Raw genomic sequence first — 14,014 nt, 5'->3', positions numbered from 1 at the left:
GCGCCCCCAAGCAAACAATCGCTGCGTCTCGAGGTGCGTTCCGACAGTCCTCTACGACGCGGCAAGCCGACTTACAAGGAAGTCTTATGGTCAAGGTCATCGCCTCTTCGGTCCGCAAGGGCAACGTTCTCGACGTCGACGGCAAGCTCTACGTCGTTCTCACCGCCCAGAACTTTCATCCGGGCAAGGGCACGCCGGTCACCCAGGTCGACATGCGCCGCATCGTCGACGGCGTGAAGGTGTCCGAGCGCTGGCGCACCACCGAGCAGGTCGAGCGCGCCTTCGTCGAAGACGTGAACTTCCAGTACCTCTATGAAGACGGCGAAGGCTTCCACTTCATGAACCCGGCCACCTACGACCAGGTCGTCGTCGACGCCGAGACCATGGGCGACCAGAAGGCCTATCTCCAGGAAGGCATGACCTGCATCCTGTCGATCCATGAAGGCATTCCGCTGGCGCTCGAACTGCCGCGCCACGTCACGCTTGAGATCACCGAGACCGAACCGGTCGTCAAGGGCCAGACGGCATCCTCTTCCTACAAGCCGGCAATTCTGTCGAACGGCGTACGCACCATGGTCCCGCCGCATGTCAGCGCCGGCATCCGCGTCGTCATCGCCACGGAAGACAATTCCTACGTCGAGCGCGCCAAGGACTGAGTGATCGGCCTTTCGGTTTTACGCAAAACGCCCTGTCTGCTCGACGGGGCGTTTTTGTTTTTGGACGGCACAACACAATCGAGAAGCTTTCTCGATACTTGAAATACCTAAGTTGTTAGGTTATTTTCTCTCATGGTCACGCTTCTGCGCCAGCATGGGATGCGCTTCGTTATTTATACAGCCGATCACGAGCCTCCCCATGCGCATGTTGTCGGCGAAGGGGAAGCGCGTATCGATATCGTCAGCTTGACTGTTATCACGCAGGGCGGAATGTCGGACAGAGACGTTCGCCGGGCGGTCGCTGTGATAGAGGAAAACCAGCAATTGTTCCTCGACACTTGGAGAAAGTATCATGGTTGAGGTCACGGATGCAGAACTGGCCCAGGCGAAGCGCCGCTGGGAGGCTGAACGCGCGGAAAGGCCCATTCCAGCGTCAGTCCGCTTCGACAGTTCATCGGAACGCGTCGTTGTTGAATTTACAAACGGGGCTTCCTTCATGTTCCCGGCCCGCTCCCTTCAGGGCCTGGAAGAGGCAACCGTTGCGCAGCTGGGCGAAGTCGAACTTTTGGGCGAGACGGGACTGCACTGGGAAAGCCTCGATGTCGACTATACGATTGCCGGCCTGATGAACGGTATATTCGGCACGAAGGCATTCATGGACGCGCAACGCCGTGGCGGCCAATCCCGCTCGCCTGCAAAAATTGCGGCCAGTCGCGCGAATGGCGCCAAGGGCGGCCGCCCCAAGAAATCCGCGCAGCGCTCCTGAGGGCTTCCCGCTACCGCGACGGCGCGTTCACCTTCTTGCCGTCCGTCTCCTCCGCCGGGGCTGGCGGCGCGGCCTCGGCGACCACCTCCTCGTGCGGCACCAGCGCCTGCAGATGCAGCACGCGCGGCGACATCGCCTGGAGATAGGCTTCAGAACGGCCGATATAGATCACGGTCGCGTCGGTGAACTCCGTCAATAGCGCCGAGAACTTCGTCTGTATCTCCAGTTCCAGCCCTTCCATGACCTCGTCGAGGATGATCCATTTCGGCTTCGTCAGCAGCAGATGGGCAAAGCCGACGGCCTTCTGCTCTTCATTGTCGAGAAGGCGGTCCCAGCGCGCCTGCGTGTCGAGCCGGCTCTTCAGGCGCCCGAGGCCAACCCTGTCCATCGCGGCCTCGACGGCGGCGTCATCATAGGCATCCCGATCCTCGGGGAAGCAGACCGCCTCCCGGAGCGTACCGCTCGGCACATAGGGCACATGCGGCATGAACAGCATGTCTTCCATCGGCGGCAGGCTGATCGTGCCGGAGCCGCTATACCATTGATGCGCCAGCACCTCGAACAGCAACCGGCGGTTCACGCCATGATCGCCATTGACCATGATGTGCTCGCCGGCGGTAATCGTCACCGTGCCTTCGCGGATACGGAAGCCGTTTTCGGCCGCCTCCTCGTTGATCTTGGTGGAGATCTCCATGTCGGTCCACACCATCGTACCCGGCGCGGCTTTTTCGAAGACGAGCGCGTGCGGCATCGGCGTCTTGTCGTCCATTTCCGTCAGCGCCTGACGGAAATCGGTGACGCGCATCAGCGTCGCGCGCCATTCGGCGATCGGGCCGAAATTGGCAACATACCAGCGCAGGGCCGTGTTGACCTGATTGAAAGCGCCGACCGCCACCATGAGCTGGCCGAAAGTCAATCCGCCGGAGAAGTAGGCGGGTGCGGCCACCAGGATCGGGATGATCAGCACCAGCCAGCCGTAACCGGCCGAGACCCAGGTGAGATTGGTGTTGGCGATGGCAAGCTGGCGGATGACGGCAAGCACGGCGGAAATATCGAGATTGATGCGCCGGCGCTCGTTCTCCTCGCCGCCGGCGATGGTGATCGCCGGCATGTGCTCGTTGGCGTGCATGAGCGCGAAACGCAGCTCGGCTTCCTTGGAATAGCGGTCGGCATTCAGCCGCACCAGCCGCCGGCCGACGAACTGGCTCAAGAACGACGCCGAACCGGCATAGATGATCGCCGCCCAGACCATGTAGCCGGGAATGGAGAAGCTCATCTCGCCGTAGTGGAAGACCATGCCGCTGGACAGTTCCCAGAGCACGCCGATGAAGCTCAACAGCAGGATCGTCGCCTGCACCAGGCCGATCGCCAGCCCTGTCGTGCTTTCGGCGAGATTGCGGGCATCCTCATGCAGCCGCTGGTCCGGATTGACGCCGATCAGGCCGGAAGAAGCCAGGCGAAGCGCGCGCTTGGCCTGCAGCCACTGATTGACCAGATCGCGCGCCAGCCCCTCGCGCATGTAGAGCGCGGTCATCTGGTTGAGCCAGGCCTGGATGACATTCAGCACCAGAAGCGTGCCGGCGATGATGCCGAAGACGCCGAGCTGATGGAAGAAGGCGTCGGTATCGCGCCGCGCCAGCGAATCGTAGAAGGGTGCATTCCAGTTGTTGAGCAGGACCTGCACATAGGCCGTGAACAGGATGACCACGAACAACGAAACGGTCAGCGAGATGATCTTGATGCGAACCGCCGAATTCCAAAAGGCGGAAAACATCATCCTCAGCCGATAGAGAAGGCTCAAATCGTAGCCGACCTGCTCGTTTCCCTGGATAGTCGGCTTGGCTTGCGTTTCAACTGCCATCAGCACTTTCCTGCGACGCACATCCCGTCAGTTAACCATGACCCGCCCACATGTCCATCCATGCGACCTGTCGGCGCGATCACGTTCGTCTATACATCGTTTCACGCCTTGAACCGAACGGGACCAGCGACTAGCTTGCGCTCCAAAGATTGAAGAAAGCCTTCCGATGCAGTTTCAGGGAACCGCCGACTACATTGCCGACAAGGATCTGATGGTGGCCGTCAATGCCGCCATTCGCCTGGAGCGGCCGCTTTTGGTCAAGGGCGAGCCGGGAACGGGCAAGACCGAACTCGCCCGTCAGGTCGCCGCCGCCCTCGGCCTCGAGCTGATCGAATGGAACATCAAATCCACCACCAAGGCGCAGCAGGGCCTCTACGAATATGACGCCGTCTCGCGCCTGCGTGACAGCCAGCTGGGCGACGAGCGCGTCCATGATGTGCGCAATTATATTCGCCGGGGCAAGATCTGGCAGGCCTTCACCTCGCCGGCAAAATGCGTGCTGCTGATCGACGAGATCGACAAGGCGGACATCGAATTTCCAAACGATCTGCTGCAGGAACTCGACCGCATGGAGTTCCATGTCTACGAGACCGGCGAGACGGTCCGCGCCGCCATCCGGCCGATCGTCATCATCACCTCGAACAATGAGAAGGAGCTGCCGGACGCCTTCCTGCGCCGCTGCTTCTTCCATTATATCCGCTTCCCCGACGCCGAAACGCTGGAGCGCATCGTCGCGGTGCACTATCCCGGCATCAAGCAGGCGCTGGTACGTGCGGCACTGACGCAATTCTTCGAGATCCGCGACGCGCCGGGCCTCAAGAAGAAACCTTCGACCTCGGAGGCGCTCGACTGGATCCGCCTTCTCGTCGCCGACGATGTCGATCCCGCCACCCTGCGCGGCGATGCGAAGAACGTGCTGCCGAAGCTGCATGGCGCGCTGTTGAAGAACGAACAGGATGTCCACCTCTTCGAACGTCTGGCCTTCATGGCGCGCGGTCAGGGGAAATGATGCCGCTTTATGCCGAAAAGGTTCTGATCTACGCATTGCGCGGCCGGGATCTGCTGGTCTTCGACGAGCCAGATTTTCCGACGGTCGCGCTTCAGGTTCCGGGCGGAACCGTCGAGGACGGCGAGGACATCGCAACCGCCGCCGCGCGCGAATTCGAGGAGGAGACGGGTCTGGCGGCGACCAATCTGCGCCCGCTCGGCAGTAACGATTACCGGTTCGACAAGGATGGTCGCCAGCACCACCATCGCCGGCATTATTTCCGTTGCGACCTGCCCGAGGCGACGCCCGCCACCTGGCAGCACTTCGAGATGACGCCCTTCGACGGCAGTCCTCCGATCTGCTTCCGCTTCTTCTGGCTGCCGATTGCCGAAGCGAAACGCCGTCTCGGCTACGGCATGGACGCGCTCCTCGATCATCTATAGGCGGCCGCCAGCATCGGGGACCCAGCACCCGCTTGGCCGGCCACCACCCGCCCTCGTGCTTTGAGATGGCCCTGCGGGTCACCTCAGCATGAGGGCTGATCTTTTCGCCTAGTCACACCACGGGCTCATCCTTCATCTCTGCTTTGTCGTGGCAACGAGCCCGCTCCGCCTCACCGAGAGGTGCGGAGGCTGCAAGCCGGAGCCTCGAAGGGCGAGGCGGCCATTGAGGCCCGTCAAGAACGCCCCATTGACCAACCGAGACAGCAGGTCTATTGAGTTCTTCCCGTGGTGATTTGGCCGGCCGGCTTGCAGCCACGTTAAACAAGTCGCTAAAGGGCCGCGTGCGGACCGGTAGCGATTCATGTCGCGGCCGGTTTTTTTGTTTTTGGTCGAGTGATAACGATGCCCATCAAGATTCCCGATACGCTGCCCGCGTTCGAAGCGCTCCAGAGCGAGGGCGTGCGGGTGATGACTGAAACGGTGGCGATCCGTCAGGACATCCGCCCCCTTCAGATCGGGCTGCTCAACCTCATGCCGAACAAGATCAAGACCGAGGTGCAGATCGCGCGTCTCGTCGGCGCCTCGCCGCTGCAGGTGGAGTTCTCGCTGGTGCGCGTTGGCGGCCACAAGGCCAAGAACACCTCGGAAGAGCACCTGCTCTCCTTCTACCAGACCTGGGAAGAGGTGAAGCACCGCAAGTTCGACGGCTTCATCATCACCGGCGCCCCGATCGAGCTGCTGGATTATGAGGACGTCACCTATTGGGAGGAGATGCGGCAGATCTTCGACTGGACGACGACCAATGTCCATTCGACGCTGAACGTCTGCTGGGGCGCCATGGCGGCGATCTACCATTTCCACAGGGTGCCGAAATACACGCTGAAGGAAAAGGCCTTCGGCGTCTATCGCCACCAGAACCTGAAGCCGTCCTCGGTCTATCTCAACGGCTTCTCCGACGACTTCGCCGTGCCGGTCTCACGCTGGACGGAAGTGCGCCGTGCCGACATCGAGAAGGTGCCCGACCTGCAGATCCTGATGGAATCGGGCGAGATGGGCGTCTGCCTCGTGCACGAAAAGGCCTGCAACCGGCTCTACATGTTCAATCACGTAGAGTATGATTCCACCTCGCTGGCGGACGAATATTTCCGCGACGTGAATGCGGGCGTGCCGATCAAGATGCCGCACAACTACTTCCCGCACAACGATCCGGAGATCGCGCCGCAGAACCGCTGGCGCAGCCATGCGCATCTGTTCTTCGGCAACTGGATCAACGAGATCTACCAGACCACGCCTTACGATCTGGAAGAGATCGGCCTGGAGAGGACGTAACGCTTGTTCATTCCCTTCTTCCTGAAACTGAAGGAAGCGAAGATCCCGGTGACGCTCCGGGAATTCCTGTCGCTTCTGGAGGGGATGGAGGAAGGGATCGCCGACTACGACGTCGAGGCTTTCTATTATCTGGCCCGCGCGGCACTGGTGAAGGACGAGCGCTTCATCGACCGCTTCGACCGGGTCTTCGCCGATTACTTCCGCGGCGTCGAAGCCATCGGCGGCTCTCCGGAGGCAACGGAACCGGAGGCCATTCCCGAGGAATGGCTGCGCAGGCTCACCGAGAAACATCTGACGGATGAGGAAAAGAAGCTGGTCGAGGCGCTCGGCGGCTTCGAAAAGCTGATGGAGACGCTGCGCCAGCGGCTGGCCGAGCAGAAGGAACGGCATCAGGGCGGCTCGAAATGGATCGGCACAGGGGGCACCTCGCCTTTCGGCGCCTATGGCTATAATCCCGAAGGCGTGCGCATCGGCCAAGAGACGTCCCGGCATCGCAAGGCGGTCAAGGTTTGGGATCGCCGCGATTTCCGCAACCTCGACGACGGCGTCGAGCTCGGCACCCGCAACATCAAGGTGGCGTTGAAACGCCTGCGCCGCTGGGTGCGCGAGGGTGCGGCCGAGGAACTCGACCTCTCCGGCACCATCCGCTCCACCGCCGAACACGGCTATCTCGACGTCCAGACGCGGCCGGAGCGGCGCAACGCCGTCAAGCTTTTGATGTTCTTCGATATCGGTGGCTCGATGGACGATCATATCCGCGTGGTCGAGGAGCTTTTCTCCGCCGCTCGCGCGGAGTTCCGGCATATGGAGTATTTCTACTTCCACAATTGCCTCTATGAAGGCGTGTGGAAGGACAATCGCCGTCGCCGCGTCGACATGACCGCCACGGCCGACCTGATCCGCACCTTCGGTCCCGATTACCGCATCGTCTTCGTCGGCGACGCCTCGATGAGCCCCTACGAGATTACCCATGCCGGCGGTTCGGTGGAGCACTGGAACAAGGAAGCCGGCGACGCCTGGCTCAACCGCATCACCGGCCACTTCCGCAAATGCGTCTGGCTCAACCCCGTGCCGGAGGATTACTGGAGCCACACCACCTCCATCTCCATCATCCGCCGCCTGTTTGCCGAGCGCATGTATCCGCTGACGCTCGGCGGGCTGGAAAAGGCGACGCGGGAATTGTCGCGGTGATCTCTCGATCAGCTCCTGGCTTGGCGATGGTCAGGCAAGTGTGCCGATGCGGCAGCTTCGTGCCTGGCCCCTCACCCTGCATTGCGGGGCGAGGGGATAACAGCGCAAAACAAGCGGTCTCACCACACGAACAGAACCTGCATTGGGCATTGTAAAGCCCCCTCGCCCCGCTTGCGGGGAGAGGGGTGGGGTGAGGGGCCAAGCACAAGGCTTCGATCCGGAAGAGCTGACCTGACCAGCCCCAACAACAGCCCGCGCATCTGCCCGTCGGAGGCACGGGAGCCGAAGCAAGGGTGCATCGGCACAATGGGACAACGCCTAAGCGCCCGCCCTGCGATAGGCCGCGACGACGAGCCAGATTGCCGAAAGCAGGAAGTAGAACGCGCCGAAGCCGGCATAGGGAACGATGTCCAGAATCGTCGGCGCTACCGCGCCAAATGCCAGGCTGATCATGAAACCGCCGGCGAGCGCCGACTGGCCACCGCTCAGGATCATCACCCATTGCGCGCCATGGTGACGCCAGCGCCTGACCGCCGTGGATAGCTGCAGAAGGCCCGAGAAGATCGCCCAAATCCCGAACACCGCCAGAACGGCATGGGAGCTGTTGCTGACTGCCACGAGCACGGCGAGCGCGGTTATCGTGCTGACCACGACATTCAATGCTTGCGACGGGTTGGCCTTCAGACCGCCATTGACCTGGGCGTCAATCAGATTGGCGAGGGCATCCCACGCCGGATAGATGACAAGCAGAAAGGCAACGGCACGAGATTGCCCGCTGAGGAGAACAGCGGCGGCGATCCAGGCAATAGAGACTATGGCACGGGCGAAATAATAGGATCGCAGCCAGCTGGATGAGGTCGAAGATTGGCTTTGCATTGGCGGACTCCACGTTAAAAATCTACCTACTAGTAGGGAGATTAAATTTTTACGTCAACCGGCAGCCCAAACACCTTCTTGTGAGAAGCGAAAGCGTCGCGACAATCTTGACAAAAAGCCTACCAAAAGGTAGGCAGCGACATGAAATCAATGACTTCGACTTCAACGAAAATTCTCGACACCGCGCAGTCCCTCATCGTCGCGGGCGGCTACAACGGCTTCAGCTATGCCGATATCTCGGCCGCGATCGGCATCAGGAAGGCGAGCATCCACCATCACTTTCCAACGAAGGCCGAGCTGGTCGCCCTGCTGGTCGATCGCTACCGGCAGCAGGCCGAAGCGGGTTTGAACTCTCTTCGCGAACAGGTCTCAAGCCCTGCCGAACAGTTGCGGGCCTATCTGAATTTCTGGCAGACATGCATTGGCGATGCCTCGCTGCCCTTCTGCATCTGCGCCATGCTCGCCAGTGAAATGCAGATGCTGCCGGACGAGGTCGCGACACGTGTCCGCGCCCATTTCCACAGTCTTGCGGGATGGCTTGCGTCGGTGCTTGCGGCTGGAGCGGAGCAGGGCCTGTTCCGGTTGGACAAGCAGCCGGAAGAGGAAGCCCAAATGCTGATGGCGTCCGTTCATGGCGCAATGCTCTCCGCCAGGGCTTTCAGCGACCCCGGACTGTTCGGCACGATCGTCACACCCCAGATCGCCAGGCTGCTGGCGCCGGCTCGCTGAAGAGCGGTTAGGCGAAACTATCCGACAGGCCCAGGCGACGCCAATGCACCCGCCTGTCTTACCCATGGCACACTCCTCGCACAGTCTGCGAAGCATGGGGCTTGATCGCCCGTAAACCACCCCTAATTTTCACGTTCGGACCGGTTGCGGATCGCGGCGAATGGGGGCAGGGTCTGGCCTCGCATTTCGATAGGGAGCGGATGAGCTGAGATGACGGACAACAGTTTGCAGCGGGAAGTTTTCGGAACGACGCCAAGCGGCGAAACGGTCTATCGCGTCAAGATCGTCGGCGGCGGGCTGACGGCGCATATCATCAGCTGGGGCGCCGTCATTCAGGACCTGCGGCTGGAGGGCCATGGCCCGGCGCTGCTGCTCGGCTTCGACAATTTCGCCGACTATCCAGCCCATTCCTCCTATTTCGGCGCCACGCCCGGCCGCTGCGCCAACCGCATCGGCGCCGGCCGCTTCGCGCTGGATGGCAAGGACTATCAGCTGGAGCTCAACGAGAAGGGCGTCACGCATCTGCACGGCGGCAAGGACAATATCGCCAAGCGCAACTGGACGATCGTCGAGCACGACACCGACCGCGTGGTGCTGAAGATCGTCGATCCCGACGGCCGCGCCGGCTATCCCGGCAATTGCACGATCCAGGCGACCTATCGGGTGCATGGCAACGGCGAACTCTCCGTCACCTATGAATCGACCAGCGACCAGCCGACACTCGCCAATGTCTGCCAGCATGCCTATTTCAACCTCGATGGCCGCGACGACGCGCTCGGCCACGACATCATGATCGCCGCCGACCACTATACGCCGACGGATGAGCGGCAGGTACCAACCGGCGAAGTGCGCTCGGTCGCGGGCACCGTCTTCGACTTCCGCGAAATGGCACCGATGAAGCGTTTCGACGGCGCCGAACAGGCGCTCTACGATCATAATTTCTGCCTGTCGAGCGAACGCACCGCCAAGCGCTCCGTCGTGCTGGCGCGCAGCATCAATTCCGGCGTGTCGCTGGAAGTGCGCACCACCGAGCCCGGCGTGCAGTTCTATGCCGGCTTCAAGCTCGACGTTCCCGTGCCCGGCCATGACGGCCAAAAGATCGGCCCCTTCGCCGGCTTCTGCCTGGAAACCCAGGTCTGGCCGGATGCCATCAACCATGAAGGCTTCCCCAACGCCGTCCTTCGCCCCGGCGAAGTGCTGCGTCAGGAAACGGATTATATCTTCACCAAGAACTGAGCGCTCATCGCTCCATCCTGACAGGAAACGGCCGGGCGCTCATCACGCCCGGCCGATTCATTTTCAGCCAGCACGTTAGATTCATCTTGCGGAGTGGTTCTAAATAGGTTCTATATAATCACCATGGATAGAACCAGTTTGATCGGCGAATTGAACAGCCGCGGCCTGCGCGACGAGGCCGGGACCGGGCCGCTGTACAAGCGCCTGGCACAGGCACTGGCCGGCCTCATCCAGGAGGGTCTGCTGAAACCGGGCACGGCGCTGCCGGGCGAGCGCGATCTTGCCGAGGCCTTGCAGCTCGGCCGCGTCACGGTGCGCACCGCCTATCGCGACCTGCTTGCCTCGGGCGCCATCGAATCGCGCCATGGCAGCGGCACTTTCGTCTCGCAGCAGGTCGAGCGTATCGAGCAATCGCTCTGGCGTCTCTCCTCCTTCTCCGCCGATATGCGCTCGCGCGGCCGCGAGCCGGCGGCGCGCATCCTCCAGCGCACGGTCAGCCCGCCCGCGCCGGAGGAATCCTTCCTGCTCGGTCTCGGCCTCGAGGAGCCCGTGCTGCGCCTCGACCGCCTGCGTCTCGCCGACGGACAGCCGCTCGCCATCGAGCGCGCCGTCGTGCCCGTCAAGTTCCTCGGCGAGGATGCGGTTTCCGAAGGTTCGCTCTACGATGCGCTGGCCGGCAACGGCTTCAAGCCGGTCCGCGCCCTACAGCGGCTGACGGCGGTGACGCTCGATCCATCCTCGGCCGCGATCCTCAATGTCAAGGCCGGCGCCCCGGCGCTCTTGATCGAACGCATATCGCGCCTGGAAGACCAGCGCGTCGTTGAATATACCCGCTCGCATTATCGCGGCGATGCCTATGATTTCGTTGCTGAATTGAGAATCGGAGAAGACCTATGAGCGAGATCCAGTCCCTGATGCTGACGGAGGCAGGCCAGTCGCCCGACGTGGTCGCCACGCTGCTCGAGAAGGAAAAGCCCGCTTTCGCGGAGATCGCGAAGCTCTTCTCCTCCGCCCGCCCCTCGGTGATCACGACGTCGGCGCGCGGCTCCTCCGACCATGCCGCCACCTTCTTCAAATATCTCTTCGAAATCTCCTGCGGCGTGCCCGTCGCGTCGATCGGCCCCTCGATCGCCTCGGTCTATGGCACACCCCTGCACCTGAAGGGCGGCATCCACTTCACCGTGTCGCAATCGGGCGGCAGTCCCGACATCATCGCGCTGCAGGCCGCCGCCAAGAAGGGCGGCGCCACGACCATCGCCGTCGTCAACGTCACCGACAGCCCCCTCGCCAGGGAGGCCGACATCGTGCTCGGCCTCAATGCCGGCCCGGAAAAGAGCGTCGCCGCCACCAAATCCTTCATCGCCTCCGTCGCGGCACTGACCGGCGTCACAGCGGCGATCTCCGGGGACCAGGCGCTCTCCGCCGGCCTCGCCCGATTGCCGGAAGCGCTGGCCGCGACATCGGGGATCGACGGCAAGGCGGCCGAGGACGTGCTCTTCAATGCCACTTCGCTTTACACCGGCGGCCGTGGCCCCGCCTTCGCCATTGCGCTGGAAGCGGCACTGAAGGCCAAGGAAACCGCCGGCCTGCATGCCGAAGCCTTCTCGCTCGCCGAACTCATGCATGGGCCGATGCGGCTGGTGCAGCCGGGCTTCCCGATCGTCGCCTTCTCGCCCGACGATGCCGCTTTCGCCCACAATGCCCAAGCACTGGAGCGGCTGCAGAAGCTTGGCGCCACCGCCGTCTCCTTCTCCACAGCGGCGCTGCCCGGCATCAATCTGCGCATGCCCACGACCGGCAACGGCCTCATCGACCCGCTGGTATCGCTGCTCTGCTACTATCGCCTCATCGAAGCGGTGACCCGGCGCAAGGGCTTCGATCCGGATAAGCCGGCTAATCTTCTCAAGGTGACGGAGACCATGTGATGAACCATCAGGTCTTTACCGGCGCCCGCATCTTCGACGGCGAGCGATTTCACGAGGACAGTGCGCTTGTGGTCGGCAACGGCCGGGTGCAGGCGATCACCGCCGCCAACGACCTCCCCGACAATGCCGAGGTCATCCACCTCGATGGCGGCGTGCTGTCGCCCGGCTTCATCGACGCGCAGGTGAATGGCGGCGGCGGCCGCATGCTGAACGACGATCCCTCGCCCGAATCCATGTACAGGATCGCCGCGGGTCATCGCCCCTATGGCACAACGGCACTGCTGCCGACGCTGATCACCGACGTCGCGGCAGCCACGACGGCCGCCATCGAGGCGGCGATCGAGGCCGTCAAGGCCGATCGCGGCGTCGCCGGCCTGCATCTCGAAGGTCCGCATCTGGCACCCGCGCGCAAGGGCGCGCATCTGGCCGAACTGATGCGCCCGGTCGAGGACAGCGACGTCAAGACCTTCATCCGCGCCCGCGAGGCCATCGGCACGCTGCTGGTCACGATGGCAGCCGAACAGGTGACGGAGCGGCAGGTGCGGGCGCTCGCCGAAGGCGGCGTCATTGTCAGCATCGGTCATAGCGACTGCACGGCGGATGCGGCGGATGCCCGCTTCGACGCCGGCGCGCGTGGCGTCACCCATCTCTTCAACGCCATGAGCCAGATGGGCCATCGCGCGCCCGGCCTCGTCGGTGCCGCCATCGACCACCCGGCGCCCTGGTGCGGCATCATCGCCGACGGCCACCATGTCGATCCCAAGGCGCTGCGCGTCGCGCTGCGCGCCAAACGCGGCGAGGGCCGGCTGTTCTTCGTCACCGATGCCATGTCGCTCGTCGGCACCGATCTCGACAGCTTCACGCTGAACGGCCGCACCGTCTACCGCAGCAAGGGCGGCTACTGCTCGAAGCTGACCCTGGATGACGGCACGCTGGCCGGCTCCGACGTCGATATGGCCTCGACCATCCGCTACGGCGTCAACATCCTCGAACTGCCGCTGGCGGAAGCCCTGCGCATGGCGACCTCCTATCCAGCCCGCTTCCTGCGGCTCACCGATCGCGGACGCCTGACACCGGGCACCCGCGCCGATCTGGTCCATATCACCGACGGCATCGAAGTCACCAGGACATGGATCTCGGGCAAGCCTTCGGCCTGAGAACCTAGAGCATTTCCGCTTTTCTCCGAATCGCGAAAACGCTCTATCTCTTTGTTGTTACGCAATTCCGGACGGAAAACCGCTAACGCACTTTTCCTGGAATTGCTCTAAGGAAAGGGCGCGGGATGACCGCAATTACGGACAGCTATTTCTCCGCCCTGATCGGCCGGCTGGAAACCCTTCGCGATACGCTCGCCGAGCCGATGGCAAAAGCGGCCGCCGTCATCGCGGCGGCGGCGCGCGCCGACCGGCGCGTCTATGTCTTCGGCACCGGCCACTCGCATATGCTGGCCGAGGAGGTGCACTACCGCGCCGGTGGCCTTGCCTTTACCATTCCGGTTCTGGTCGGTTCCGCCATGCTGCATGAGGGCGCCGTCATCAGCTCGGTCTATGAGCGCACCGAGGGCCTGATCCGGCCGATCTTCGAGCGTTATGGCATGCAGCCCGGCGACGTGCTGATCATCGCCTCCAATTCCGGCGTCAATGCCGCTCCGGTCGAAGCCGCCGATTATGGCCGCGAGATCGGCGCGACCGTCATCGCCATCACCTCGCTTGCCTATTCCGCCGCCATCGCCAACGGCCGCCGCAGGCTCGCCGACATTGCCGACATCGTCCTCGACAACGGCCTGCCGCCCGGCGACGCCATCATCGATCTGCCGGAAAGCCTGCTGAAGGTCGGACCAGCGTCAACGGCGATCGGCGCCTCCCTGCTCAACGCCATCTTCGCCGAAGTCGCCGCCGATCTCTCCAGGGACGGCGACCCGCCCGTCTATCTCAGCGCCAACATGCCGGGCGCCAAGGAAACCAACCAGCGGCTGGTGAAGAAATACCGGCCACGCAATCCGCATCTCTGAACG

15 protein-coding genes and 1 riboswitch are annotated in these 14,014 nt (G+C 62.8%); of the genes, 13 read left to right on the top strand and 2 right to left on the bottom strand.

The genetic code is table 11. The features are described 5' to 3' along the window. Positions 1–86: 86 nt before the first annotated feature. From efp to FHX11_RS22960, 3 genes are all read left to right on the top strand, one after another. On the top strand, positions 87–656 hold the full coding sequence (gene efp, locus FHX11_RS22970) for an elongation factor P (RefSeq protein ID WP_184361325.1): 570 nt from the start codon (positions 87–89) through the stop codon (positions 654–656). Positions 657–788: 132 nt separating this feature from the next. Then, the gene (locus FHX11_RS22965; RefSeq protein WP_184361322.1) at positions 789–1,016 is read left to right on the top strand and encodes a DUF4160 domain-containing protein; all 228 of its coding nucleotides are present in this window, start codon (positions 789–791) and stop codon (positions 1,014–1,016) included. Continuing rightward, complete coding sequence (locus tag FHX11_RS22960) at positions 1,009–1,422, top strand: DUF2442 domain-containing protein (RefSeq protein ID WP_184361319.1); 414 nt, start codon at positions 1,009–1,011, stop codon at positions 1,420–1,422. Before FHX11_RS22965 ends, FHX11_RS22960 begins: the two co-directional genes overlap by 8 nt. 10 nt (positions 1,423–1,432) lie before the next feature. Here the strand turns inward: FHX11_RS22960 and FHX11_RS22955 are convergent, their stop codons facing one another. Further along, positions 1,433–3,283, bottom strand: coding sequence for an ABC transporter ATP-binding protein/permease (locus tag FHX11_RS22955; RefSeq protein ID WP_184361316.1), 1,851 nt, complete (start codon positions 3,281–3,283; stop codon positions 1,433–1,435). 166 nt (positions 3,284–3,449) lie between these two features. Here FHX11_RS22955 and FHX11_RS22950 point away from each other — a divergent pair, with 166 nt between their 5' ends. From FHX11_RS22950 to FHX11_RS22935, 4 genes are all read left to right on the top strand, one after another. Continuing rightward, on the top strand, positions 3,450–4,292 hold the full coding sequence (locus FHX11_RS22950) for a MoxR family ATPase (protein WP_184361313.1): 843 nt from the start codon (positions 3,450–3,452) through the stop codon (positions 4,290–4,292). Continuing rightward, positions 4,292–4,714, top strand: coding sequence for an NUDIX domain-containing protein (locus FHX11_RS22945; RefSeq protein ID WP_184361309.1), 423 nt, complete (start codon positions 4,292–4,294; stop codon positions 4,712–4,714). Before FHX11_RS22950 ends, FHX11_RS22945 begins: the two co-directional genes overlap by 1 nt. Positions 4,715–4,989: 275 nt before the next feature. Continuing rightward, positions 4,990–5,067, top strand: a riboswitch (SAM riboswitch). Between the two features lie 49 nt (positions 5,068–5,116). Continuing rightward, positions 5,117–6,043: a homoserine O-succinyltransferase gene (gene metA, locus FHX11_RS22940; protein ID WP_184361306.1), complete on the top strand. Its 927-nt coding sequence runs from the start codon at positions 5,117–5,119 to the stop codon at positions 6,041–6,043. Between the two features lie 3 nt (positions 6,044–6,046). Then, on the top strand, positions 6,047–7,234 hold the full coding sequence (locus tag FHX11_RS22935) for a VWA domain-containing protein (protein WP_184361303.1): 1,188 nt from the start codon (positions 6,047–6,049) through the stop codon (positions 7,232–7,234). 318 nt (positions 7,235–7,552) lie between these two features. On the opposite strand, the gene FHX11_RS22930 is transcribed toward FHX11_RS22935, so the two are convergent. Beyond that, positions 7,553–8,110, bottom strand: coding sequence for a DUF308 domain-containing protein (locus FHX11_RS22930; RefSeq protein ID WP_184361299.1), 558 nt, complete (start codon positions 8,108–8,110; stop codon positions 7,553–7,555). A 141-nt stretch (positions 8,111–8,251) separates the two neighbouring features. Between FHX11_RS22930 and FHX11_RS22925 the strand changes: the two genes are divergently transcribed. The 6 genes from FHX11_RS22925 to FHX11_RS22900 all read left to right on the top strand — a co-directional run bounded on the left by FHX11_RS22925 (position 8,252) and on the right by FHX11_RS22900 (position 14,011). Beyond that, the gene (locus FHX11_RS22925) at positions 8,252–8,839 is read left to right on the top strand and encodes a TetR/AcrR family transcriptional regulator (protein ID WP_184361296.1); all 588 of its coding nucleotides are present in this window, start codon (positions 8,252–8,254) and stop codon (positions 8,837–8,839) included. A 210-nt stretch (positions 8,840–9,049) separates the two neighbouring features. Beyond that, positions 9,050–10,075 carry an aldose epimerase family protein gene (locus FHX11_RS22920; RefSeq protein ID WP_184361293.1) on the top strand — a complete coding sequence of 342 codons (1,026 nt, stop codon included), beginning with the start codon at positions 9,050–9,052 and terminating at the stop codon, positions 10,073–10,075. A gap of 123 nt (positions 10,076–10,198) precedes the next feature. Continuing rightward, positions 10,199–10,972: a GntR family transcriptional regulator gene (locus FHX11_RS22915; RefSeq protein WP_184361291.1), complete on the top strand. Its 774-nt coding sequence runs from the start codon at positions 10,199–10,201 to the stop codon at positions 10,970–10,972. Beyond that, a complete protein-coding gene (locus tag FHX11_RS22910; RefSeq protein ID WP_184361288.1) occupies positions 10,969–12,000 on the top strand; it encodes an SIS domain-containing protein in 1,032 nt (343 codons plus the stop codon). The genes FHX11_RS22915 and FHX11_RS22910 overlap by 4 nt, the downstream gene beginning before the upstream one ends. Next, positions 12,000–13,157, top strand: a complete 1,158-nt coding sequence (nagA, locus tag FHX11_RS22905) for an N-acetylglucosamine-6-phosphate deacetylase (protein WP_184361285.1) — start codon at positions 12,000–12,002, stop codon at positions 13,155–13,157. The genes FHX11_RS22910 and nagA overlap by 1 nt, the downstream gene beginning before the upstream one ends. Before the next feature lie 125 nt (positions 13,158–13,282). Continuing rightward, complete coding sequence (locus FHX11_RS22900) at positions 13,283–14,011, top strand: SIS domain-containing protein (RefSeq protein WP_184361283.1); 729 nt, start codon at positions 13,283–13,285, stop codon at positions 14,009–14,011. The last annotated feature ends 3 nt before the right edge of the window (positions 14,012–14,014 follow it).

The organism is Rhizobium sp. BK602, from assembly GCF_014195095.1.
Taxonomy (GTDB): domain Bacteria; phylum Pseudomonadota; class Alphaproteobacteria; order Rhizobiales; family Rhizobiaceae; genus Rhizobium.
Note: the sequence above shows the minus strand (reverse complement) of the source record. Positions and strands in the feature narration are given on the sequence as shown.

Coding starts and splice junctions, on each gene's coding strand:
- efp (WP_184361325.1), top strand. CDS start 87: ATGGTCAAGGTCATCGCCTCTTCGGTCCGCAAGGGCAACGTTCTCGAC.
- FHX11_RS22965 (WP_184361322.1), top strand. CDS start 789: ATGGTCACGCTTCTGCGCCAGCATGGGATGCGCTTCGTTATTTATACA.
- FHX11_RS22960 (WP_184361319.1), top strand. CDS start 1,009: ATGGTTGAGGTCACGGATGCAGAACTGGCCCAGGCGAAGCGCCGCTGG.
- FHX11_RS22955 (WP_184361316.1), bottom strand. CDS start 3,283: ATGGCAGTTGAAACGCAAGCCAAGCCGACTATCCAGGGAAACGAGCAG.
- FHX11_RS22950 (WP_184361313.1), top strand. CDS start 3,450: ATGCAGTTTCAGGGAACCGCCGACTACATTGCCGACAAGGATCTGATG.
- FHX11_RS22945 (WP_184361309.1), top strand. CDS start 4,292: ATGCCGCTTTATGCCGAAAAGGTTCTGATCTACGCATTGCGCGGCCGG.
- metA (WP_184361306.1), top strand. CDS start 5,117: ATGCCCATCAAGATTCCCGATACGCTGCCCGCGTTCGAAGCGCTCCAG.
- FHX11_RS22930 (WP_184361299.1), bottom strand. CDS start 8,110: ATGCAAAGCCAATCTTCGACCTCATCCAGCTGGCTGCGATCCTATTAT.
- FHX11_RS22925 (WP_184361296.1), top strand. CDS start 8,252: ATGAAATCAATGACTTCGACTTCAACGAAAATTCTCGACACCGCGCAG.
- FHX11_RS22920 (WP_184361293.1), top strand. CDS start 9,050: ATGACGGACAACAGTTTGCAGCGGGAAGTTTTCGGAACGACGCCAAGC.
- FHX11_RS22915 (WP_184361291.1), top strand. CDS start 10,199: ATGGATAGAACCAGTTTGATCGGCGAATTGAACAGCCGCGGCCTGCGC.
- FHX11_RS22910 (WP_184361288.1), top strand. CDS start 10,969: ATGAGCGAGATCCAGTCCCTGATGCTGACGGAGGCAGGCCAGTCGCCC.
- nagA (WP_184361285.1), top strand. CDS start 12,000: ATGAACCATCAGGTCTTTACCGGCGCCCGCATCTTCGACGGCGAGCGA.
- FHX11_RS22900 (WP_184361283.1), top strand. CDS start 13,283: ATGACCGCAATTACGGACAGCTATTTCTCCGCCCTGATCGGCCGGCTG.